This window comes from Pseudomonas sp. G34, assembly GCF_031119625.1.
GTDB lineage: Bacteria > Pseudomonadota > Gammaproteobacteria > Pseudomonadales > Pseudomonadaceae > Aquipseudomonas.
Window position 1 is genome coordinate 129423 of the sequence record NZ_JAVHZV010000027.1, and the last position, 21356, is coordinate 150778.

At 65.0% G+C, this 21356-nt stretch carries 21 protein-coding genes and 1 pseudogene; 8 read left to right on the forward strand and 14 right to left on the reverse strand.

Translation table 11 applies throughout. From position 1 onward, the window contains the following. The first annotated feature begins 147 nt into the window (after positions 1 to 147). Together QYS36_RS17370 and ppa are read left to right on the forward strand one after the other, a co-directional pair. A complete protein-coding gene (locus QYS36_RS17370) occupies positions 148 to 1017 on the forward strand; it encodes a zinc-dependent peptidase (RefSeq protein ID WP_308840675.1) in 870 nt (289 codons plus the stop codon). A 38-nt stretch (positions 1018 to 1055) separates the two neighbouring features. Further along, the gene (ppa, locus tag QYS36_RS17375) at positions 1056 to 1583 is read left to right on the forward strand and encodes an inorganic diphosphatase (protein ID WP_308840676.1); all 528 of its coding nucleotides are present in this window, start codon (positions 1056 to 1058) and stop codon (positions 1581 to 1583) included. Between the two features lie 148 nt (positions 1584 to 1731). On the opposite strand, the gene QYS36_RS17380 is transcribed toward ppa, so the two are convergent. Both QYS36_RS17380 and QYS36_RS17385 read right to left on the reverse strand, forming a co-directional pair. Next, the gene (locus QYS36_RS17380) at positions 1732 to 2541 is read right to left on the reverse strand and encodes a TlpA disulfide reductase family protein (RefSeq protein ID WP_308840677.1); all 810 of its coding nucleotides are present in this window, start codon (positions 2539 to 2541) and stop codon (positions 1732 to 1734) included. Continuing rightward, positions 2541 to 3839, reverse strand: a complete 1299-nt coding sequence (locus QYS36_RS17385) for a sigma 54-interacting transcriptional regulator (protein ID WP_308840678.1) — start codon at positions 3837 to 3839, stop codon at positions 2541 to 2543. The genes QYS36_RS17380 and QYS36_RS17385 overlap by 1 nt, the downstream gene beginning before the upstream one ends. A 263-nt stretch (positions 3840 to 4102) precedes the next feature. Between QYS36_RS17385 and QYS36_RS17390 the strand changes: the two genes are divergently transcribed. Genes QYS36_RS17390 through QYS36_RS17400 form a run of 3 tightly spaced genes read left to right on the forward strand, consistent with a single transcriptional unit; the run spans position 4103 to position 7527 of the window. After that, positions 4103 to 4981 (forward strand): MBL fold metallo-hydrolase, encoded by an 879-nt coding sequence (locus QYS36_RS17390; protein WP_308840679.1) that lies wholly within the window; start codon positions 4103 to 4105, stop codon positions 4979 to 4981. 46 nt (positions 4982 to 5027) lie between these two features. Next, on the forward strand, positions 5028 to 6698 hold the full coding sequence (locus tag QYS36_RS17395; protein ID WP_308840680.1) for a TIGR01244 family sulfur transferase: 1671 nt from the start codon (positions 5028 to 5030) through the stop codon (positions 6696 to 6698). A gap of 28 nt (positions 6699 to 6726) precedes the next feature. Then, on the forward strand, positions 6727 to 7527 hold the full coding sequence (locus tag QYS36_RS17400; protein ID WP_308840681.1) for a sulfite exporter TauE/SafE family protein: 801 nt from the start codon (positions 6727 to 6729) through the stop codon (positions 7525 to 7527). Between the two features lie 20 nt (positions 7528 to 7547). Here the strand turns inward: QYS36_RS17400 and QYS36_RS17405 are convergent, their stop codons facing one another. The 10 genes from QYS36_RS17405 to murJ all read right to left on the reverse strand — a co-directional run bounded on the left by QYS36_RS17405 (position 7548) and on the right by murJ (position 17402). Beyond that, positions 7548 to 8288 carry a dienelactone hydrolase family protein gene (locus QYS36_RS17405; protein WP_308840682.1) on the reverse strand — a complete coding sequence of 247 codons (741 nt, stop codon included), beginning with the start codon at positions 8286 to 8288 and terminating at the stop codon, positions 7548 to 7550. Between the two features lie 163 nt (positions 8289 to 8451). Beyond that, positions 8452 to 9330, reverse strand: a complete 879-nt coding sequence (locus tag QYS36_RS17410; protein WP_308840683.1) for a sensor domain-containing diguanylate cyclase — start codon at positions 9328 to 9330, stop codon at positions 8452 to 8454. A gap of 182 nt (positions 9331 to 9512) precedes the next feature. After that, positions 9513 to 10457 (reverse strand): 4-hydroxy-3-methylbut-2-enyl diphosphate reductase, encoded by a 945-nt coding sequence (gene ispH, locus QYS36_RS17415; RefSeq protein ID WP_308840684.1) that lies wholly within the window; start codon positions 10455 to 10457, stop codon positions 9513 to 9515. Positions 10458 to 10493: 36 nt separating this feature from the next. Continuing rightward, positions 10494 to 10769: a type II toxin-antitoxin system RelE/ParE family toxin gene (locus QYS36_RS17420; protein ID WP_308840685.1), complete on the reverse strand. Its 276-nt coding sequence runs from the start codon at positions 10767 to 10769 to the stop codon at positions 10494 to 10496. Further along, positions 10769 to 10963, reverse strand: coding sequence for a stability determinant (locus QYS36_RS17425; RefSeq protein WP_308840686.1), 195 nt, complete (start codon positions 10961 to 10963; stop codon positions 10769 to 10771). Before QYS36_RS17425 ends, QYS36_RS17420 begins: the two co-directional genes overlap by 1 nt. 48 nt (positions 10964 to 11011) lie before the next feature. Further along, positions 11012 to 11449 (reverse strand): FKBP-type peptidyl-prolyl cis-trans isomerase, encoded by a 438-nt coding sequence (gene fkpB / locus QYS36_RS17430; protein ID WP_111463889.1) that lies wholly within the window; start codon positions 11447 to 11449, stop codon positions 11012 to 11014. Next, entirely contained in the window at positions 11442 to 11948 is a 507-nt protein-coding gene (lspA, locus tag QYS36_RS17435) for a signal peptidase II (protein ID WP_308840687.1), read from the reverse strand. The genes fkpB and lspA overlap by 8 nt, the downstream gene beginning before the upstream one ends. Before the next feature lie 30 nt (positions 11949 to 11978). Next, the gene (ileS, locus tag QYS36_RS17440) at positions 11979 to 14813 is read right to left on the reverse strand and encodes an isoleucine--tRNA ligase (RefSeq protein ID WP_308840688.1); all 2835 of its coding nucleotides are present in this window, start codon (positions 14811 to 14813) and stop codon (positions 11979 to 11981) included. Further along, positions 14810 to 15760, reverse strand: coding sequence for a bifunctional riboflavin kinase/FAD synthetase (ribF, locus tag QYS36_RS17445; RefSeq protein WP_308840689.1), 951 nt, complete (start codon positions 15758 to 15760; stop codon positions 14810 to 14812). The genes ileS and ribF overlap by 4 nt, the downstream gene beginning before the upstream one ends. Before the next feature lie 97 nt (positions 15761 to 15857). Next, positions 15858 to 17402 carry a murein biosynthesis integral membrane protein MurJ gene (murJ, locus tag QYS36_RS17450; protein WP_308840690.1) on the reverse strand — a complete coding sequence of 515 codons (1545 nt, stop codon included), beginning with the start codon at positions 17400 to 17402 and terminating at the stop codon, positions 15858 to 15860. A gap of 260 nt (positions 17403 to 17662) precedes the next feature. Here murJ and rpsT point away from each other — a divergent pair, with 260 nt between their 5' ends. The 3 genes and pseudogenes from rpsT (at position 17663) to QYS36_RS24040 (ending at position 19717) form a co-directional block, all read left to right on the forward strand. Then, positions 17663 to 17938, forward strand: a complete 276-nt coding sequence (rpsT, locus tag QYS36_RS17455) for a 30S ribosomal protein S20 (RefSeq protein ID WP_042556309.1) — start codon at positions 17663 to 17665, stop codon at positions 17936 to 17938. 153 nt (positions 17939 to 18091) lie between these two features. Further along, positions 18092 to 18631 (forward strand): annotated as a pseudogene (locus QYS36_RS24035) (MCP four helix bundle domain-containing protein); the annotation flags it as partial. Between the two features lie 30 nt (positions 18632 to 18661). Continuing rightward, positions 18662 to 19717 carry a methyl-accepting chemotaxis protein gene (locus QYS36_RS24040; RefSeq protein ID WP_374990469.1) on the forward strand — a complete coding sequence of 352 codons (1056 nt, stop codon included), beginning with the start codon at positions 18662 to 18664 and terminating at the stop codon, positions 19715 to 19717. A gap of 24 nt (positions 19718 to 19741) precedes the next feature. On the opposite strand, the gene QYS36_RS17465 is transcribed toward QYS36_RS24040, so the two are convergent. Together QYS36_RS17465 and proB are read right to left on the reverse strand one after the other, a co-directional pair. Continuing rightward, positions 19742 to 20206 (reverse strand): CreA family protein, encoded by a 465-nt coding sequence (locus QYS36_RS17465; protein WP_308840692.1) that lies wholly within the window; start codon positions 20204 to 20206, stop codon positions 19742 to 19744. A gap of 13 nt (positions 20207 to 20219) precedes the next feature. After that, the gene (gene proB, locus QYS36_RS17470; protein ID WP_308840693.1) at positions 20220 to 21338 is read right to left on the reverse strand and encodes a glutamate 5-kinase; all 1119 of its coding nucleotides are present in this window, start codon (positions 21336 to 21338) and stop codon (positions 20220 to 20222) included. Between the last annotated feature and the right edge of the window lie 18 nt (positions 21339 to 21356).

Here is a 21356-nt window from a genome sequence, read left to right on the forward strand (position 1 = left end):
GTCGCTGCTCCGGGAGTCGATCAGCCTCGTCGAGGACAGACAGCTCAACAACCAGGTGCTGCCCATCAACGCCGAGTAACGCCTGGGCGCTTGCGGTCGGCGGGCGGCCTGTTAAGGTGACCGCCACTCCCCCACCGAGCCGTTTCCATGTGGTCGTTTAGCGCCTGGCGCCGTCGGCGCGTCCTCTCCCGTAACCCTGTCAGCGCCAGCAGCTGGGCCACCGTGCGCGGGCGCCTGCCGATTCTCGATGGCCTCAGCAGCGAAGAAGAGCAACGGCTGCGTGAACGCGCCGTGCTGTTTCTGCACAGCAAACACCTGACCACCCTGCCCGGCCTCGAACTGGACAACGACGATCGCCTGGCCCTGGCGGTGCTCGCCGAATTGCCGCTGCTCGGCCTGGCCGAGCTGAACTGGTACCAGGGTTTCCACGAGGTGATTCTCTACCCGGACGACTTCGTCAGCCCCCAGCGCCACCGCGACTCCGGCGGCATCGAGCACGAATGGGACGGCGAACACAGCGGCGAAGCCTGGCAGCAGGGCCCGGTGATTCTTGCCTGGCCCGGCGTACAGGCCAGTGGCAACTGGGAAGGCTACAACCTGGTGATCCACGAACTGGCCCACAAGCTGGACATGCTCGGTGGCGACGCCAACGGCCTGCCGCCACTGCACAGCAACATGGACGTCAAGCAATGGGCCAGCGCCATGCAGCAGGCCTTCGACAGCCTGAACGCCGAGCTGGATGCGGATGACGAAGCGCAGACCGCCATCGACCCCTACGCCGCGGAAAACCCCGCCGAATTCTTCGCGGTGACCAGCGAATATTTCTTCAATGCGCCCGACCTGCTCGACCAGGCCTTCCCGGCGGTCTACGAGCAACTGCGCCTGTTCTATCGGCAAGACCCATTGGCACGTTTGCGCCGCCTGCAGGTCGAACACCCGGACTATCAGCACGCCACGCCCGCGCCCACCGATACGCCAGATGGCCGTAATGGCAACGACGCGGGAATCCACCTATAATCGCGCCACTTTTTTTGGCGCACATCAGGGAGTCACCCATGAGCTACAGCAAGGTTCCGGCTGGTAAAGACCTGCCGAACGACATCTACGTCGCTATCGAAATCCCGGCCAACCACGCGCCGATCAAATACGAAATCGATCACGACACCGACTGCCTGTTCGTTGACCGGTTCATGGCCACCCCGATGTTCTACCCGGCCAACTACGGTTTCATCCCGCACACCCTGGCCGACGACGGTGACCCCCTCGACGTGCTGGTCGTGACCCCGTACCCGGTCGCCCCAGGCTCGGTGATCCGCGCTCGCCCGGTTGGCGTGCTGCACATGACCGACGAAGCCGGTGGCGACGCCAAGCTGATCGCGGTTCCCCACGACAAGCTGAGCAGCATCTACAAAGACGTTCAGGAATACACCGACCTGCCTCCGCTGCTGATCGAGCAGATCAAGCACTTCTTCGAGAACTACAAGGATCTCGAGAAGGGCAAGTGGGTCAAGGTCGAAGGCTGGGGCAACGCTGACGCGGCCCGCGCCGAGATCACCAAGGCGGCTGCTGCTTATCAAAAGTAAGCACAACCTGCCTTACGAAAGCCGGCCACAAGCCGGCTTTTTATTGCCCGAAAAAGCTGATGCCGCTGCCCCCATGGGGCGTTATGGGCCGACGCACCCAGCGTAATACGCAGCAGATCCCCGTCACCTCACTGGATGGACTTGAAGGTCATGGCGGCGTATTCAGGGCTTCCAGCGCCCGCGCCAGGCTGGCCCGGGACAGTTCGCCGAGGTGGCTGCCCAACAGGCGGCCCTCGGCGTCGTAGAACAGGGTGGTGGGCAAGGCCCGCGAGCCGACCAGTTGCCCCAGGCCGCCGTCGCTGTCGAGCAGCACGTTGTCCAGTTGCAGCGCCTGGCTGGCGAGATAGGCACTGACTTCGCCTGCGCCCTCGCCCTGGTTGGCGAACACGAAGGTCACCCCGGGATGCTCACGCTGCGCCTCGGCCAGCACCGGCATTTCGCGCCGACAGGGCGGGCACCAGGTGGCCCAGAGGTTGATCACCATGGGTTGGCCGAGCTTCTCGCGCAGTTCCACCGGTTGCCCCCGGACATCGCGCAGGGCCAGTTCCGGCAGGCGCTTGCCCTGCTCCAGGTTATCCAGCAGCAGGCTACCCAGCCCCCACACCAGCAGGCCCACCGCCATGCCTGCGGCCAGGGCGCGGCGCATCGCCGCCTGACGCCACAGGTACCAGGCGCCCAGCAAGCCTGCCGCCAGTAAACCACCCCAGGCGATGAAGCCGCCGTCACGAATGTCGATCACCCGCCAGGGCGCATCCTGGTAATGCTCGAAGTAGCGCACGACGAAGGCCAGCCGCGCGCCCAGCAGCGCCGTCAGCAGCAGGCGGAAGATCAGCCTCTCCGGATTGACCTGGCGGCTGCGCCCCAGCCACCAGCCGACCAGGGTGGCCAGCAACAGGCTCACCAGCAGCAACACATGGCCAACGCCAAGCGCCAGCGGCCCTATATCTATCGTCAACATCAGCCCTCCTCCCGGAGGCGGCGATACAGCGTCCGCTCACTGAGCCCCAGGTACTTCGCCAACTCGCTACGGGTGCCCTTGAAGGTCGCCACTATCTGCGCCAGGGATCGTTGATCGCCTGCCGCAACCGGCAGCCCGGCTCCGTGCGCGGTGATGGCGGGCGGCAGATGCTGGAGGCGGATGATCCCGTCGTCGGCGAACAGGCTGGCCCGGTCCAGGGCATTGCGCAACTCGCGGATATTGCCCGGCCACTCATAACGCTCCAGGCTGGCCAGGGCCTCGGTATCGATGACCAGCCGCCGCTCACCACGCTGCAGGAACGAATTCGCCAGCAGGCCGATATCCTCCACCCGCTCGCGCAACGGCGGCAGCTGAATGGGAAAGGTACTGAGGCGGTAGTAAAGATCCGCTCTGAATGCACCGCTGGCCATCATCGCTGCCAGCGGCTTGTGGGTAGCGGCAACCAGCCTGAAGTTGGCGTGGAGGGTTTCCACACTGCCGACGCGGCGGTAGGTTCCCGATTCGATCAAGCGCAGCAGTTTTACCTGCATGGCCAGGGGCACATCGCCGATTTCGTCGAGGAACAGGGTGCCGCCCTGGGCGATGTCCACCAGGCCCGGCTTGCGCGCCACCGCGCCGGTGAAGGCGCCCTTTTCGTGGCCGAACAATTCGCTTTCGAACAGGGTTTCGGTCAACCCCGAGCAGTCGACCACCACGAACGGCCCATCGGCCCGCTCGCTGTTCTCGTGAACGGCGCGGGCGAACAATTCCTTGCCGGTACCCGACTCGCCCAGCAGCAGCACTGGCAGCATGGTGCCGGCCACGCGCTTGAGCTCCGCCAAGGCGATATTGAACGCCGCAGAACAGCCCACCAAGCCCTCGTCATTGGGCTGCGCCGAGGCGCTGCGCACCAGGGTCAGGCGCTCCACGTAGGCCCTGATGGCGCCCCCCTCGGCAAAGATCGGCCGCAGTTCCACATCGACGTGCTCGGGCCCACGGGGGGTGTGATGGATATGCAGCACCCGATCCGGGCCATTGAGCTCACGCGCCTTGCGCATTGGGCAGTGCTCGCCGGCCTGATCGCAAGGGACCGCATAGTGGTGCGAGACCTCGTAGCATTTGCGCCCCACAACAGGCGAGTCAGGGCTGGCAAACTGGCGCTGATAGGCGGCGTTCGCGGCGAGGATCTGGTAATCGGTATCGAGCACGATCATCGGCTGCGGTTCGTGTTCGAGATACGAAACCAGTGGCCGTAGCTGATCCGTCTTGACGCTTGAACCGCCTGCTTTGGCTGACATGGGCTTGGTCACGAATTCCGGGGGTGTCCGCATCCTGCGGCGCACTGCCAAGACTGTCAATTGGCAGCGCCAACTCTGCCAGATGGCATGAGCAACGGCAGCTCATCCCGGCGAGTCCATTCGAACGCGTTAAATACAGGATAAAACCCTTTAAAAATCAAACGACTAGCGCAACACCACAAGAGCAGACGGATTGGCACAGCAGTTGCTGCCCTGCTGGTCACCATGAGCGGCCCAGCAAAGGCCCCATCAGGAGACAGAACATGCGCAACAAACTCCACGTCGAAGCGTTCCACGACAGTATCACCGGCACCATCAGCTATATCGCCCTCGATCTCGAGACCAACCGCTGCGCCCTGATCGACAGCGTGCTCGATTACGACGCCAAGGCCGGCCGTACCGCCACGGCGTCGGCAGACAGGCTGATTGCCCGGGTGGCCGAACTCGAGGCGCGCGTGGAGTGGATTCTGGAAACCCATGTGCACGCCGATCACCTGACGGCCGCGCCCTACCTGCAGGCGCAGGTGGGCGGCAAGATCGGTATCGGCAATCATATTGCCAAGGTCCAGGACGTGTTCGGCAGCCTGTACAACGCCGGTGCCGACATGCCCCGCGACGGCAGTCAGTTCGATCACCTGTTCGTCGACGACGAGCCGTTCAGCATCGGCTCCCTGGCCTGCCATGCGCTTCACACCCCCGGGCATACCCCCGCCTGCATGGCTTATGTGCTGCGTGACGGGCACAGCACCGCCGCGTTCGTGGGCGACACCCTGTTCATGCCCGACTACGGCACTGCACGCTGCGACTTCCCCGGTGGCGACGCACACAGCCTGTTCAGGTCGATCCGCAAGGTGCTGAGCCTGCCTGCCGACACCCTGCTCTACGTCTGCCACGACTACCCGCCGGAAGGGCGAGAGGTGCAGTACGTCAGCACGGTGGCCGAGCAGCGCGAACTCAACATTCACGTCCGCGATGGCATCAGCGAGGAACAGTTCGTGGCCATGCGCACCGCCCGCGATGCCACCCTGGAAATGCCCACCCTGATCCTGCCCGCGGTGCAGGTCAACATGCGCGCCGGGCACCTGCCAGCCCCCGAAACCAACGGCGTGCGCTACCTGAAGATACCGCTCAACCTGATTTGACGCCCCCATAACAACTATTCGTGCCTGCCTTCCTACCGAGGTTCCTATGGACATTCGCAGCCTTGCGCCTGGCCTTGGCGTATCCGAACAGCTTCGCCCCGATGACGTGGCGGCCCTTAAAGAGGCCGGTTACCGCGCCATCATCTGTAACCGCCCCGATGGCGAAAGTAGCGACCAGGCATTGTTTGCCGACATCCAACGGGCCGCCCGGCAACACGGCCTGGAAGCGCATTACCTGCCTGCCGAAACGGGCAAGGTCAGCGACCAGCAGGCCGAGCTTTTCGGCAAGCTGCTGGAAACCCTGCCCAGGCCGATCCTGGCCTATTGCCGTTCCGGCATGCGCTCGACCACCCTGTGGGCGCTGTGGCAGGCACGTACGCAACCGCTGCACGAGATAGTGGGTACCGCCAGCAAAGCTGGTTTCGACATGCAGTCGGTAATCCGCAGGATTGCCAATGGCGGGCGAATGCCCCTCGAGGTGGCGGAGGCCAGCCATGCGGTGGTCATCGTCGGCGGCGGCGCGGCGGGCATCGCCACGGCATCGAGCCTGCTGGCCCGGGAGCCCGGGTTGGATATCGCCATCATCGATCCCGCCGAGGTGCACTACTACCAACCCGGCTGGACGCTGGTCGGCGGTGGCATCTTCGAGGCAGCGCAAACCGCCCACAGCATGGGCGCGACCCTGCCTCGCGGCGTGCACTGGATACAGTCGGCGGTGGCCGCCTTCGAGCCGGAGCGCAACGCCGTGATCCTCGATGGCTGCCGGGTGGTCAGCTACCAACAGCTTATCGTCTGCCCCGGCCTCAAGCTCGACTGGCACGCCGTCGAGGGCCTGGCCGACACCCTGGGCCGCAACGGCGTGACCTCCAACTACCTGTATCACCTGGCGCCCTATACCTGGGAGCTGGTGCAGCAGCTGCGCAGTGGGCGGGCGATCTTCACCCAGCCAGCGATGCCGATCAAATGCGCCGGGGCGCCCCAGAAGGCCATGTACCTGTCGGCCGATCACTGGCGCCGCAGCGGTGTTCTGCAGAACATGGAGATCGAGTTCTGCAGCGCCGGCGCGGTGTTGTTCGGCGTTGCCGACTATGTACCGGCGCTGATGGAATATGTGGCGGCCTACGGCATCGACCTGAACTTCGGCCATACGCTCACCGGGGTCGATGGTGCGGCACGGACGGCCACCTTCGCCAGGGTGAATGCCGATGGCAGCAAGCAAAGCGTTACCCGCCCGTTCGACATGCTGCACGTGGTGCCCCCGCAGGTCGCCCCCGACTTCGTGCGCGTCAGCCCGCTGAGCGACGCGGCCGGCTGGATCGATGTCGACCCGACCACCCTGCGCCACAAGGCCTGGGCGAACATCCACGCCCTCGGCGATGCCGCCAATACCAGCAACGCGAAAACCGCGGCCGCCGCACGCAAGCAGGCGCCAGTGGTTGCCCACAACGTGCTGGCTGCCCTGGGCAAAGCCAAGGGCACGGCGCTGTACCACGGCTATGGGTCCTGCCCGCTGACGGTCGAGCGCGGCAAGATCGTGCTCGCCGAGTTCAGCTACGGCGGCAAGGTCACCCCCAGCTTCCCTTCCTGGCTCATCGACGGCACCAGACCCTCCAGGCTGGCCTGGCTGCTCAAGGAGCGGATTCTGCCGCCGCTGTACTGGAAAGGCATGCTCAAGGGCCGCGAATGGCTGGCCAAGCCGGAGCTGGCGGACGTATGAGGCGCCCCTGGTGCGCAAGGGCGCGGCGATGATCACGCTCATCCTGCTTGGCCTGCTGGTCGGCGTGATCCTCGCCCTGACCGGTGCGGGCGGCGGCATACTGGCGGTGCCCTTGCTGGTCTTCGTGATGGGCCTGGAGGTTGCCGAGGCGGGCCCGGTCGGCTTGCTGGCGGTTGGCCTGGCGGCCAGCCTCGGGGCAGTGATGGGCCTGAGGGACGGCATCGTTCGCTACAAGGCCGCACTGCTGGTGGCCGCTGCCGGAATGCTCTGCTCGCCCATCGGCCTGTGGGCAGCGCAGCGCCTGCCCAACCGCCCGCTGATGGGGATATTCGCGCTGGTGCTCATGTACGTCGCCTGGCTGACCTGGCGCCGCACCCTGGCCTCGCCAACCGGCCGCCCAGCCTTTATGGCCAAGCCAGCGCCCTGCCAACTGGACGTCAACCGCGGCAAGTTGAACTGGACGGGGCCGTGCGCCTGGGCACTCACGTTATCGGGCCTGGTAGCCGGCGGCTTGTCCGGCTTGCTCGGCGTAGGCGGCGGCTTCGTGCTGGTACCGGCCCTGCAACGCTACACCAACGTGACGGCGCAATCGGTACTGGCCACTTCCCTGGCCGTCATCGCGCTGATTTCCGCGGCGGGCGTGGCAACCAGCTCGGCCACTGGCCACCTGGACTGGCTGATCGCCACGCCATTTTGCCTGGGCGCCCTGGCAGGCATGCTGCTCGGCCGGGCGGCCGCTGGCAGGCTGTCCGGGCCGAACCTGCAACGGGGCTTTGCCCTGGTGTCTGCCGTGGTCGCCGTGGCAATGTTGCTAAGGGCCGTGCTGTAAGCCAGGCCTGTGGCCGTGGGTCAGTTGCGCGTCAGGGTGCGCGCGAAGAACGCCAGCATCTGCTTCCAGCCGTGCTCGGCGGCCTTTTCGTCGTACACCGGAAAGTCCGGCTTCATCCAGCCGTGCTTGGCCGGGTAGGTTTCCGAGCTGTAGGTCACACCGGCGTCGCTCAAGGCCTTCTCGAAGCGTTCGGCCATTTCCGGCGGGTAGCTGCCGTCGTTCTCGGCGGCGGCGATGTAGAGCTCGGCCTGCAGCACCGAGGCGGCGCGGTGCGGGCTGTCGGCCGCATCGGTGGCCAGGTTGCCGCCATGGAAGCTGGCGACGGCGGCGAAGCGCTCCGGGCGGGCGCCCGCAGAGGCGATGGCCATGCCGCCGCCCATGCAGAAGCCCACCGCGCCGATGCGCTGGCCGTGCACCTCGCTGCGCTGGTCGAGGTAGCCGATATAGGCATCGATATCCGCTGCCGCCTTGGCGTTGCCGGTGGTGGCCATCAGCGGGCCGAGGATGGCGCGGAAATCGCCCTTGAAGACTTCCTTGGGGTCGAACGGCCCATAGGCGCCATAGCGGTAATACATGTCCGGCAGCAGCACCACGTAGCCGGCATTGGCCAGGCGTTCGGCCATGGCCAGCACGGTGGGGCGAATGCCGCCGGCATCCATGTAGAAGATGATCGCCGGGCCGCCCTGCCCGTCAGCCGGCGTGAACAGGTGGGCCGGGCAGTGGCCGTCTGGCGTGGTGATGACGATTTGCTCGTGAGCCATGGTGATCCTCCGGTTGGATGTGCCTGCCAGCACCAGCCGATGCGGGCAAAAATGGGTCAAGTCAGGTATTGGTCAACAGAAAGGCAATCGAGTGCCCGAGGACTCAAGGAGCACCGACTCTTCGCAGGCCGACGACGCTGGCGGTCGGGAGGCCTCGCAGCAGCTAGCCGAGCGGGCTGCCACCCGGCGCCTGGCGCGCACGCTTTACCCGGTACATGTGTCCGTCGGCATGCCCGAGCAATGCATCGGCATCCTCTCCGTCAGCGGGGTAGCAGGCCACGCCGATGCTGCAGCTCGGCATGCGCAGCGCCCCGAACTCGGCGCCCAGCGGCTCGCCCAGCGCGGCGAGAATCTGCGCCACTTTCTCGGCGACGGCCTGGGGCGTATCGACATCGCTCAGCAGCACGGTGAATTCGTCGCCGCCCACCCGCGCCACGGTGTCGGTTTCCCGCACACAGGCCTTCAGGCGCCGGGCTATCTCGCACAGCACCTGATCACCCGCCGTGTGCCCATGGGTATCGTTGATCGCCTTGAAATCGTTGATATCCAGAAACAGCAGGGCCAACGTGCTGGTGTGCCGATGGGCGCCGCGCAGCGCCGTTTCCAGGCGGTCGCGAAACAGCGCGCGGTTGGTCAGTTTGGTCAGGGGGTCGTGGTGGGCGAGGAAGCGTAACTCTTCCTCGGCATGCGCCAGGGCCGTCACGTCCCGGGCGACGCCGATGCGTGCACCGACCTCCTCGGACCAGAAGGCCGCCCAGAGGATGTAGACCACGCTGCCGTCCTTGCGGATGTAGCGGTTGCGAAAGTCGAAGTGCGGCTGACCATTCATGACGCGGACGATCGACTCCCGGGTGGCGGCCAGATCATCGGGGTGCATGTAGTCGGTGATCAGCGTGCCGGTCAGCTCGGCGGCGCGGTAGCCGAGCAGGCTTTCGCAGGCATCACTGACGAAGGCGATGCGGTTGTCCGCATCGACCACGAAAACCGTGTCCAGCATCAGGTGGATCAGTTTGGGATAGAGCGCTTGCAGGTCGACGGGCATAGATCGGCAGTCCGGTTCTGGTCGCTGATCATAGCCTGCCCCCAGCGGCCGACGGCAAGCAAATCATGGGCATCCCAGACGTTTCGCTCGCGCCAAGACCGCCCGGCCTGTAGCCCCGTCGCCACACCACGCCCATGAAAAAGCCAGGGCAACTGCCCTGGCTTCGTGTGCAACGGCAAACCCTACACCGCTTTGAGCCGCAGCTCCTTGGGCATGGAGAAGGTCACGTTCTCCGGGCGGCCGTCGAGCTCCTGGACGTTGCTCGCGCCCCACTCGCCGAGCTGATCGATCACCCCGCGTACCAGCACTTCCGGGGCCGAAGCGCCGGCGGTGATGCCGATGCCCTTGGCGCCGTCGAACCACTCGCGCTTGAGATCCTCGGCGCCGTCGATCAGGTAGGCCGGGGTGCCCATGCGCTCGGCCAGCTCGCGCAGGCGGTTGGAGTTGGAGCTGTTGGGGCTGCCGACCACCAGCAGCACGTCGCACTCGTCGGCCAGTTGCTTGACCGCATCCTGGCGGTTCTGGGTGGCGTAGCAGATATCGTCCTTGCGCGGCCCGCCGATGTTGGGGAAGCGTGCGCGCAGGGCATCGATGACCTTGCTGGTGTCGTCCATCGACAACGTGGTCTGGGTCACGAAGGCCAGGTTGTCGGGGTCGCGCACCTGCAGCCTGGCGACATCCTCTTCGTCTTCGACCAGGTAGATGGCGCCGCCATTGCTGGCGTCGTACTGGCCCATGGTGCCTTCGACTTCCGGGTGGCCTGCATGGCCAATAAGGATGCACTCGCGGCCATCGCGGCTGTAGCGCACCACTTCCAGGTGCACCTTGGTGACCAGCGGGCAGGTGGCGTCGAATACCTTCAGGCCACGATTGGTGGCCTCGTTGCGCACCGCCTGGGACACGCCGTGGGCGCTGAAGATGACGATCACGTCATCGGGCACCTGGTCGAGTTCTTCGACGAAGATCGCCCCGCGCGAGCGCAGGTCCTCGACCACGAACTTGTTGTGCACCACTTCATGGCGCACGTAGATCGGCGGGCCGAACACCTCGAGGGCGCGGTTGACGATCTCGATGGCGCGGTCGACACCGGCGCAGAAACCGCGGGGATTGGCGAGTTTGATATGCATGATGGTTGTCTCGATTACGCGGCGCCGAACAGGGCCTCAAGGGTACTGTTGGCGAGCATGAAGAACATTCACCACTTCCACAGCGTCAGCGGCTACTCGGTAAACCAGAATGTAGTTTGGATGAGCAATGAGTTCACGTGTTCCGGGCACCCGACCAAAGCGGTATAGGTAGGGATGCTCGGCCAATGGCAGCACTGCCGACTCCAGACGTTCCTTCAATTGCCTGGCAGCCAGGGGGTCTTCATTGGCGATGTAGCGAATGATCTGCAAGAGATCGTCCCTGGCAGTGGCGCGCCAGACGATGGGCAGCATCAATCGTCACTCCGCCGCCGTGCCTCTGCTTCGCTAATGATGGCTTCGACATCGGCCATCACCTGATCATGAGCAACCACACCGCGAGCGTCTGCAAGAGACTCCTCGACCTTGCGGCGGAACCAACCGTCGTGGCTGTCCGCCAATGCCTGGGTCTCGAACTCCGACACGATGGGGGAACGCTTTACGCTCATGGTGCGGCCTCCGTGTTAGCGGGCGACAAGGCATTCATCCTACACTGCCTAGACGGCTTTGACCTCAATGATCTCGACGTCGAAGGTCAGCGTCTTGCCGGCCAGCGGGTGATTGAAGTCGATGGTCACCTGGGCGTCATCGAACGCTTTGACCACACCCGGCAGCTCGGTATTGGCGGCGTCGTTGAAGATCACCAGCAGCCCTTCCGACAGCTCCATGTCCTGAAACTGCGAGCGCGGCATCACCTGCACGTTCTGCGGGTTGTGCTGGCCGAAGCCCTGCTCGGGCTGCACGCTCAGGCTGCGCTTGTCGCCGGCCTTGAAGCCGTAGAGCGCGGCCTCGAAGCCCGGCAGCAGGTTGCCGTCGCCGACCTTGAAGGTCGCCGGCTGCTTGTCGAAAGTGCTGTCGACCACATCGCCGTTATCCAGCTTCAGCGCGAAGTGCAGGGTCACCTGCCGATCCGGGCCGATACGTACATCAGTCACGTGCCACCTCTTCTTCGGGCTTCTTGCTCTTGAACATGTCCAGCGCCAGCAGTATTGCGCCGACGGTGATCGCGCTGTCGGCGATATTGAAGGCCGGGAAATACCAGCTGCTCTGCCAGTGCACCAGGATGAAATCGACCACGTGGCCGAAGATCACCCGGTCCACCAGGTTGCCCAGGGCGCCGCCGAGCACCAGGGCCAGGCCAACGGCCAGCCAGGTTTCGTCGGGTTTGAGGCGCTTGAGCCAGACCACCAGCACCACACTGACCACCACGGCGATCAGGGTGAACAGCCAGCGCTGCCAGCCGGACGCACCGGCCAGAAAGCTGAAGGCCGCGCCGGTGTTGTAGGCCAGGGTCCAGTCCAGCACCTGGGGGATGACGGTGATGCGCTCGTACATCTGCAGGTTGTTGTCGAACCAGAACTTGGTGATCTGATCGATCACGAACACCACGACGCTGAGCCATACCCAGCCGAGTTTGCCGAAACGTGCGCTCATGAATGCATCCCCGCGCAGCGGGCGAAAGCCTTACGCATGGTGGCGTACCTCGCCCGAGCCTTCGATGTTGCTGATGCAGCGGCTGCACAGCTCCGGATGCTCGGCATGAGTGCCGACATCGGCACGCAGGTGCCAGCAACGGCCGCACTTGGCGTGGGCGGACTTGACTATCTTCAGCTTCAGGCCTTCGACCTCGGTGACCACCGCATCGGCTGGCGCGTCGGCCAGCGGTGCAGTGGCAGCGGCCGAGGTGATCAGCGCGAAGCGCAGTTCGTCGCCGAGCCTGGCCAGGTCGCTGCGCAGGGCGTCGTCACCGAACAGGGTGACTTCGGCCTGCAGGCTGGCACCAATGGCCTTGGTTGCGCGCAGGTTTTCCAGCTCCTTGTTGACCGCGCCCTTGACCGCCATGACGCGCTGCCAATAGGCGTTGTCCAGCTCGGCGCCTTGCGGCAGGCGGGCCAGGTTCTCGTACCAGGTGGCCAGCATCACCGACTCGGCGCGCTCGCCCGGCAGGAACTGCCAGATTTCCTCGGCGGTGAACGACAGGATCGGCGCGACCCAGCGCACCAGCGCCTCGCAGATGTGGAACAACGCGCTCTGGCAGGAACGACGGGCGATGCTGTCCGGCGCGGTGGTGTACTGGCGGTCCTTGATGATGTCCAGGTAGAAGCCGCCCAGCTCCTGCACGCAGAAGTTGTGCACCTTGGAATACACGTTCCAGAAGCGGTATTCGCCGTAGGCCTCGGTCAGCTCGTCCTGCAGGCGCGCGGTGGCGTCGACCGCCCAGCGGTCCAGATCGAGCATCTGCTCGGCCGGCAACAGGTCGGTGGCCGGGTTGAAGCCATTGAGGTTGGCCAGCATGAAACGCGCGGTGTTGCGGATGCGCCGGTAGGCGTCGGCACTGCGCTGCAGGATCTGGTCGGAAACCGCCATCTCGCCGGAATAGTCGGTGGAGGCCACCCACAGGCGCAGGATGTCGGCGCCCATGCTGTCGATGACCTTCTGCGGTGCGACCACGTTGCCGAGGGACTTGGACTGCTTGCGGCCCTGCTCGTCGACGGTGAAACCGTGGGTCAGCAGTTCCTTGTACGGCGCGTGGCCGTCGATGGCGCAGCCGGTCAGCAACGAGGAGTGGAACCAGCCGCGGTGCTGGTCGGAGCCTTCCAGGTAGAGGTCGGCAGCCGGACCCTTGGCATGCGCCAGTTCGGCGTGGGAGCCGCGCAGCACGTGCCAGTGGGTGGTGCCGGAGTCGAACCACACGTCCAGGGTGTCGCGGCTCTTGTCGTACTGCTCGGCCTCTGCACCCAGCAGCTCGGCGGCGTCCAGCTTGAACCAGGCTTCGATGCCTTGCTGCTCGACGCGCTTGGCGACCTCTTCCATCAGCTCGACGGTGCGCGGGTGCAGCTCGCCACTCTCTTTATGGGTAAAGAACGGGATCGGCACGCCCCAGTTGCGCTGACGCGAGATGCACCAGTCCGGGCGCCCGGCGATCATGCTGTGCAGGCGCGCCTGGCCCCAGGCCGGGACGAACTTGGTGTCTTCGATGGCGGCCAGGGAGCGCTCACGCAGGGTGCCGCCCTCCTTCGGCTTGGTATCCATGCCGACGAACCACTGTGCGGTGGCGCGGTAGATCAGCGGGGTCTTGTGGCGCCAGCAGTGCATGTAGCTGTGGCTGATGGTGACGTGCTTGAGCAGCGCACCCACTTCTTCGAGCTTGGCGATGATCGCCGACGTGGCCTTCCAGATGAACTGGCCGCCGAACAGCGGCAGAGAGTCGGCATACACGCCATTGCTCTGCACCGGGTTGAGAATCTCGTCGTTGCTCATGCCGTACGCCTTGCAGGTACGGAAGTCGTCCTCACCGTAGGCCGGCGCGGAGTGGACGATACCGGTGCCGGCACCCAGCTCGACGTACTCGGCCAAGTAGATCGGCGACAGACGCTCGTACAGCGGGTGGCGGAAGTTGATCAGCTCCAGCGCCGAGCCTTCGGCGCTGGCAACCACCTGGCCTTCGAGGCCGAAGCGCTGCAGGCAGCTCTCGACCATTTCCTCGGCGAGCAGCAGCAGGCGGTCGCCCACGTCCACCAGGGCGTAGGTGAATTCCGGGTGCACGTTCAGTGCCTGGTTGGCCGGGATGGTCCAGGGCGTGGTGGTCCAGATGACGATGGCGGCTGGCTTGCCCAGGCTGGCCAGGCCAAAGGCGGCGGCCAGCTTGTCGGCGTCCGCCACCGGGAAAGCCACGTCGATGGCTTCGGATTTCTTGTCCTGGTACTCGACCTCGGCCTCGGCCAGGGCCGAGCCGCAGTCGAAGCAGAAGTTGACCGGCTTGAGGCCTTTGAACACGAAGCCGTTCTTGACCATTTCCGCCAGGGCGCGGATCTCGCCGGCCTCGTTGGCGAAGTTCATCGTCAGGTAGGGGTTGTTCCAGTCGCCCAGCACACCGAGGCGGATGAAATTGGCCTTCTGTTCCTCGACCTGCTCGGCCGCATAGGTGCGGCAGCGCTCGCGGGTCAGGTCGGCCGGCTGGTTCTTGCCGAAGGTGGTCTCGACCTTGTGCTCGATCGGCAGGCCGTGGCAGTCCCAACCCGGCACGTACGGCGCGTCATAGCCGGCCAGGGTCTTGGAACGGGTGATGATGTCCTTGAGGATCTTGTTCAGCGCGTGACCGATGTGGATGCTGCCGTTGGCATAGGGCGGGCCGTCGTGCAGCACGAACTTCGGGCGGCCTTCGCCAGCCTTGCGCAGTTTTTCGTACAGACCAATATCAATCCAGCGCTGCAGGGTCTGCGGCTCGCGTTGCGGCAGGCCAGCCTTCATCGGGAAGGGAGTATCGGGCAGGTTCAGCGTGGCTTTGTAATCGGTCATGTCGGGCTCTTCATCAGCGGTTGGCGCTGCCAGTGGTCGCGGGCAGCGGCAATGTCGGCCGCAATGGCCGTCTTCAATGCCTCGAGCGAGGCGAAACGCTGCTCATCACGCAGCTTGTGGTGGAAAGCCACCGTCAAACGCCGGCCATACAGGTCACCGGCAAAATCCAGCAGGTGCACCTCGAGGTGGGCGCTGCCGTCACCAGCCACGCTGGGGCGCACGCCGATATTGGCGACCCCGGGCCATGGCTGGCCGTCTATTTCGACGCTGACCAGGTACACCCCGGTCAGCGGTACACGTTTGCGCTTGAGCTGCACGTTGGCGGTTGGCGCATTCAGCTGACGCCCGAGCTTCTGGCCATGCAGCACCCGCCCGACGATACCAAACGGGCGGCCCAGCATGCGCTCGGCGCCGGCAAAATCACCGTTGGCCAGGGCCTCACGGACCCGCGTGCTGCTGACCCGCTGCCCGTCGATCTCCACGGTCTTGGCCGCTTCGACGCTGAAGCCTTCACGCTGCGCGGCCTGGGCCAGAAAGGCGAAGTCGCCGGCGCGGTCGCAACCGAAGCGGAAATCGTCGCCTACTTCCAGATGCCGAACACCCAGGCCGTCGATCAGCGCACGCTGCACGAACTCGGCAGCGCTGAGTTCACGCAGGCGTGGGTTGAAGGGCAGGCACAGCACCCGGTCAACGCCCTCGGCGGCCAGCAGGGCGAGCTTGTCACGCAGCCGGCTCAGACGCGCCGGTGCGCCCTTGGGATCGAAATATTCACGCGGCTGCGGCTCGAACAGCACCACGCAGCTCGGCACACCCAGCTCTGCCGCGCGCTCACGCAAACGCGCCAGAATTGCCTGGTGGCCACGGTGAACGCCGTCGAAATTACCGATGGTGGCGACACAGCCCCGATGCTGGGGCCGCAGATTATGAAGGCCTCGAACCAGCTGCATAACGCGCTTCTTGCTCACAAAGTGGCCAATTATACGCACAGCGGCTGGTACCGGGTAGCGGATACGGCGCGCTCATTTGGCCGGTGCCATACCGCTGTCAGGCAATCGAGCGCCGGGAGAAGTCGCGCAGACGAAAACCGAGGATGCCCAGCACGGCGAAATAGCTCAACGCACCGGCGGCCACCAGCGCCCCCAGGCGCAGCAGGCGGGCCAGCATGTTGCCGTCGCTCCAGGCCGGCATCAGCCAGAGCATGCCGACCAGCACCACCACCATCACCAGCACCGCCGCCAGCAGCTTGCTGGCGAACATCGCCCAGCCCGGCTGCGGCTGATAGAAGCCGCGCTGGCGCAATTTCCAGAACAGCAGGCCGGCATTCAGGCACGCCGCCAGGCCGATGGCCAAGGCCAGGCCGGCATGGGCCAGGGGGATGACGAAGATGAACAGCACGTTCATCAGCTGGGTCATGAGCAGCGTGAACATGGCGATGCGCACCGGCGTGCGGATGTCCTGCCGCGCATAGAAGGCAGGTGCCAGCACCTTGATCAAGAGCATGCCCAGCAGCCCCAGCGAGTAGGCCAGCAAGGCGCGCTGGGTCATCTCGGCGTCATGGGCGGTGAAGTTGCCGTACTGGAACAGCGCCACCACCAGCGGCTCGGACAGCAGCGCCAGCGCCAGCGCACAGGGCAGCGCCAGCAGGATACACAGGCGCAGGCCCCAATCGAGCAGCTTCGAGTAGGCCGCGGGATCCTCGGCGGCGTGGGTCTTGGCCAGCGACGGCAGCAGGATGGTGCCCAGGGCTACGCCCAGCACGCCGGACGGCAACTCCATCAGGCGGTCGGCGTAATACATCCACGACACCGAGCCGGCGACCAGGAAGGAGGCGAAGATGGTGTTGATGATCAGCGATATCTGCGCCACCGACACGCCGAGGATCGCCGGGCCCATCTGCCGCAGCACGCGCCATACGCCACTGTCGCGCAGGTTGAGGCGCGGCAGCACCAGCAGGCCGATCTTGCGCAGGTGCGGCAGCTGGTAGAGCAACTGCAGCAGGCCGCCGACCAGCACCGCCCAGCCCATGGCCATGATCGGCGGGTCGAAGTACGGGGTCAGGAACAGCGCGAAGATGATCATGCTGACGTTGAGCAGCGTCGGCACGAACGCCGGCACCGCAAAGCGGTTCCAGGTATTGAGCAGCGCGCTGGCGAAGGACGACAGGGAGATCAGCAGAATATAAGGAAAGGTCACCCGCAACAGATCGCTGGTCAGCTCGAAGCGCTCGGGGTTGTCACTGAAACCCGGCGCCGAGGCCCAGACGATCCAGGGCGCAGCGAGCACGCCGAGCAGGGTCACCAGGGCGAGGATCAGCGTCAGTTGGCCAGCCACATAGGCGACGAAGGTGCGGGTCGCCTCCTCACCCTTCTGCGTCTTGTACTCCGCCAGGATCGGTACGAAGGCCTGGGAGAACGCCCCCTCGGCAAAGATGCGGCGCAGCAGGTTGGGCAGTTTGAAGGCCACCACGAAGGCATCCGAGGCGATACCCGCACCGAAGATCCGGGCCATGATGGTGTCGCGCACGAAGCCCAGAACCCGCGACAACATGGTGATGGAGCTGACCGCAGCCAGCGACTTGAGAAGATTCATTCGGCAGAGATGCTCAATCGGCGATTACATGACCAGGCGCGGCGCGCGTCACGCGCCAGCAACAGACCCCGACATTGCACGAAGGTGCGGTGTCGCAAGTGCGGGCCGGAAGTGTAGAATCGCCGGCTCGATAAAGCATCCTTTCTTGCAGGACGCCCCGCGACGACTGACAGAGGTTCGACCTTGACAAGTGCTTCGCTCGCCTGCATGATTCGCGGCCTTATTTGTCTGTAACCCCTTAGTTTTCGAGGAGCTTGACGGTGGCCAATACACCTTCTGCCAAAAAACGCGCAAAACAGGCTGAGAAGCGTCGTAGCCATAACGCCAGCCTGCGCTCCATGGTTCGTACCTACATCAAGAACGTAGTCAAGGCGATCGACGCCAAAGACCACGAGAAAGCACAAGCTGCTTACGTTCTGGCTGTGCCTGTTATCGACCGCATGGCCGACAAAGGCATCATCCACAAGAACAAGGCCGCTCGTCACAAGAGCCGCCTGAACGGTCACGTCAAAGCACTCAGCCAAGCTGCTGCTTAAGCGTCCCGCTTCATGAAAAACCGACCTTAGGGTCGGTTTTTTATTGCCTGCTAGAAAGTGCCATGCCCGTCGAGCGATTCAAGCGCCAAGCGAAGCGGCCGATATCCCGACTGATCCGCCGCACTCGCGCGGAATAAAGAGAGGAATTCCGTCATGTGGCTGAGAGGATTGGACATTGGCAAACGCGCCAGCCTGGCATTCGCGCTGCTGGCAGCGATCATCCTCGGGCTCGGGGGTTTCTCACTGTCGCAGATGAATCGCATGGACGACGCATCGGGCGAATTGAGCGACAACTGGCTGCCCTCGCTGCTTGCCGCAGAGGGACTCACCAACAGCACCGCCCGCCTACGCGCACTCACGCTGCGCACGGTGCTGCTGACCGATGACAGCGACCGACAGAGCACGATGACCGCCATCGACGGCATCACCCAGGCCTTGCCCGGCCAATTCGAGGCCTATGCCCGGCTGATCAGCGGCCAGGCCGAGCAGAAACTGTTCGACCATTTGCGCGTTGTCTATGACAAGTATTCCGCCGTGCAACAACAGGTGATGAGCGCGGTCCGCAACAACAAAACCGACGACGCCGAACGCCTGGTCAACGGACCGCTGGTCGACCTTGCCGACGACCTGGAAAACGCCGTCATTCAGATCGCGAACTTCAACAACGCTGGCGCCAAGCAATCGACCGATGTCAGCCAGACCACCTTCAACAGCGCCGTGACAATGGTCATCGTCACCCTGGCCATCAGCCTGGCGATCACCATCGTGCTCGCCCTGCTGCTGACACGCAGCATCGTGCGACCGCTGGGCGAAGCCCTGAATGTTGCCGACGTCATCGCCTCCGGCGACCTGACCCAACGCATTCAGGTCAGCGGTAGCGACGAGCCCGCACGGCTGATGAGCGCCCTGCAGACCATGCAGAAGAACCTGCACGGGGCGATCCAGAGCATCGCCGACTCCTCCAGCCAGCTCGCCTCTGCCTCCGAAGAACTGCATGCCGTCACCGAGGACTCCACTCGCGGCCTGCACCAGCAGAACAACGAGATCGAACAGGCCGCCACAGCCGTGAACCAGATGACCGCCGCCGTGGAAGAAGTGGCGCGCAACGCGGTAAGCACCTCGCAAGCCTCCAGGGAATCCAACAACACCGCCCTGCGCGGCCGCGAACAGGTACGCGAAACGGTCGAGTCGATCAGCCAGCTGACCCGCGACGTGACCGACACATCGGGCGAAGTGGAAAAACTGGCCGAACAGATCCACGAGATCAGCAAGGTACTCGACGTGATCCGCTCGATTGCCGACCAGACCAACCTGCTCGCACTCAACGCCGCCATCGAAGCGGCGCGTGCCGGGGAAGCCGGCCGCGGCTTTGCCGTGGTGGCCGATGAAGTGCGTGCACTGGCACACCGCACCCAGCAGTCGACCCAGGAAATCGAGGGGATGATTGGCGGCATTCAGAGCGGTACCGAGAAAACCGTTACCGCCATGCAGAACAGCAACCAGCGCGCGCGCTCGACACTCGAGGTCGCCAAGGCCGCTGGCCAGGCGCTGGAGCAGATCACCGAAGCCATCGCGATGATCAACGAACGCAACCAGGTGATCGCCAGTGCTTCGGAAGAGCAGGCTCAGGTGGCCAGAGAGGTCGACCGCAACCTGGTGAACATCCGCGACCTGTCCATGCAGACCTCCGCCGGTGCCAACCAGACCAGCTCCTCCAGCCAGGAGCTGTCGCGCCTGGCGGTGGACCTCAACGCACTGGTGACGCGCTTCAAGATCTGAGCAAAGGCGGCGAACGTCGCCGGCTCAGTTAGTGTGCGGCCATGGCAGGATCGGGATGGCAGTCACCGCATTCTGCGGGCTGCCTTCGATGATGCGGTCGCTGTAGACCAGGTACACCAGGGTGTTGCGCTTCTGATCGAAGAAGCGCACCACCTGCATGGTCTTGAACACCAGCGAGGTGCGCTCGCGGAAGACTTCATCGCCATCCTTGAGCTCGCCGGAAAAACTGATCGGCCCCACCTGACGGCAGGCGATCGAGGCTTCGGCGCGATCCTCGGCCAGGCCCAGGCCGCCTTTCACGCCACCGGTCTTGGCCCGTGACAGGTAGCAGGTCACGCCCGCCACCTTCGGATCGTCGAAGGCCTCGACGACGATCTTGTCGTTCGGCCCCAGCCATTTGAATACCGTGGAGACCTGGCCGACCTCCTCGGCCACGGCGCCAAGCGGCAGCGCCATCAACGCCGCCGCCACCAACAGAAGCTTACGCATCGCCACCTCCCAACTAGACCAGAATCAGATTGTCGCGGTGCACCAGCTCCGGCTCATCGACATAGCCGAGCAGGCGCTCGATCTCGTCCGACGGGCGACCGATGATCTTCTGCGCTTCCAGGGCACTGTAGTTGACCAGGCCGCGGGCGATTTCCCGACCATCCGGCGCCACGCAGACCACCATCTCGCCACGGCGGAAGCTGCCCTGCACGGCCTTGACGCCGACCGGCAACAGGCTCTTGCGGTCGGAGACCAGGGCCTTGACCGCGCCGTCGTCCAGCACCAGGGTGCCGCGAGTCTGCAGGTGCCCGGCCAGCCACTGCTTGCGCGCCGCCAGCATGCCGCGCTCGGGCACCAGCAGGGTGCCGAGCAGCTCGCCGGCCTTGAGACGCGCCAGCACCTGCTCGATGGCGCCACCGACGATCACCGTGTGCGCCCCGGAACGGGCGGCCAGGCGCGCGGCGCGCAGCTTGGTCTGCATGCCGCCACGGCCCAGCGCACCACCGACGCCACCGGCCACGGCGTCCAGGGCCGGATCGTCGGCACGCGCCTCGTGGATCAGCTGAGCATCCGGATTGTTGCGCGGGTCGGCATCGAACATGCCGTCGCGGTCGGTGAGGATCACCAGCAGATCGGCTTCCACCAGGTTGGCCACCAGCGCGGCCAGGGTGTCGTTGTCACCGAAACGGATGCCGTCGGTGACCACGGTGTCGTTCTCGTTGATCACCGGCACCACGTCCAGCTCGATCAGGGTGCGCAGGGTGCTGCGCGCATTGAGGTAGCGCTTGCGGTCGGACAGGTCGTCATGGGTCAGCAGGATCTGCGCAGTGCGTCGACCATGCTCGCCGAAACTCGACTCCCAGGCCTGCACCAGACCCATCTGACCGATCGCGGCGGCGGCCTGCAGCTCGTGGATGGCGCTCGGCCGCGCCGTCCAGCCGAGGCGACTCATCCCCGCCGCCACCGCACCGGAGGACACCAGCACCAGCTCGACGCCCTGCGCCCGCAGCGCCACCATCTGCTCGACCCACACCGCCATGGCGCCGCGATCCAGGCCCTTGCCATCGGCGGTCAGCAAGGCACTGCCGATCTTCACCACCCAGCGCTGCGCACCACTTACCTTGTCACGCATGTTTTCCAACCCCAGCCA

Coding starts and splice junctions, on each gene's coding strand:
- QYS36_RS17420 (WP_308840685.1), bottom strand. CDS start 10,769: ATGCTGCCCATCGTCTGGCGCGCCACTGCCAGGGACGATCTCTTGCAG.
- ispH (WP_308840684.1), bottom strand. CDS start 10,457: ATGCATATCAAACTCGCCAATCCCCGCGGTTTCTGCGCCGGTGTCGAC.
- ribF (WP_308840689.1), bottom strand. CDS start 15,760: ATGCAGCTGGTTCGAGGCCTTCATAATCTGCGGCCCCAGCATCGGGGC.
- QYS36_RS17400 (WP_308840681.1), top strand. CDS start 6,727: ATGATCACGCTCATCCTGCTTGGCCTGCTGGTCGGCGTGATCCTCGCC.
- lspA (WP_308840687.1), bottom strand. CDS start 11,948: ATGAGCGCACGTTTCGGCAAACTCGGCTGGGTATGGCTCAGCGTCGTG.
- QYS36_RS17395 (WP_308840680.1), top strand. CDS start 5,028: ATGGACATTCGCAGCCTTGCGCCTGGCCTTGGCGTATCCGAACAGCTT.
- QYS36_RS17425 (WP_308840686.1), bottom strand. CDS start 10,963: ATGAGCGTAAAGCGTTCCCCCATCGTGTCGGAGTTCGAGACCCAGGCA.
- QYS36_RS17405 (WP_308840682.1), bottom strand. CDS start 8,288: ATGGCTCACGAGCAAATCGTCATCACCACGCCAGACGGCCACTGCCCG.
- murJ (WP_308840690.1), bottom strand. CDS start 17,402: ATGAATCTTCTCAAGTCGCTGGCTGCGGTCAGCTCCATCACCATGTTG.
- proB (WP_308840693.1), bottom strand. CDS start 21,338: ATGCGTGACAAGGTAAGTGGTGCGCAGCGCTGGGTGGTGAAGATCGGC.
- QYS36_RS17390 (WP_308840679.1), top strand. CDS start 4,103: ATGCGCAACAAACTCCACGTCGAAGCGTTCCACGACAGTATCACCGGC.
- QYS36_RS17385 (WP_308840678.1), bottom strand. CDS start 3,839: ATGTCAGCCAAAGCAGGCGGTTCAAGCGTCAAGACGGATCAGCTACGG.
- QYS36_RS24040 (WP_374990469.1), top strand. CDS start 18,662: ATGGTCATCGTCACCCTGGCCATCAGCCTGGCGATCACCATCGTGCTC.
- ileS (WP_308840688.1), bottom strand. CDS start 14,813: ATGACCGATTACAAAGCCACGCTGAACCTGCCCGATACTCCCTTCCCG.
- QYS36_RS17380 (WP_308840677.1), bottom strand. CDS start 2,541: ATGTTGACGATAGATATAGGGCCGCTGGCGCTTGGCGTTGGCCATGTG.
- QYS36_RS17370 (WP_308840675.1), top strand. CDS start 148: ATGTGGTCGTTTAGCGCCTGGCGCCGTCGGCGCGTCCTCTCCCGTAAC.
- QYS36_RS17465 (WP_308840692.1), bottom strand. CDS start 20,206: ATGCGTAAGCTTCTGTTGGTGGCGGCGGCGTTGATGGCGCTGCCGCTT.
- ppa (WP_308840676.1), top strand. CDS start 1,056: ATGAGCTACAGCAAGGTTCCGGCTGGTAAAGACCTGCCGAACGACATC.
- QYS36_RS17410 (WP_308840683.1), bottom strand. CDS start 9,330: ATGCCCGTCGACCTGCAAGCGCTCTATCCCAAACTGATCCACCTGATG.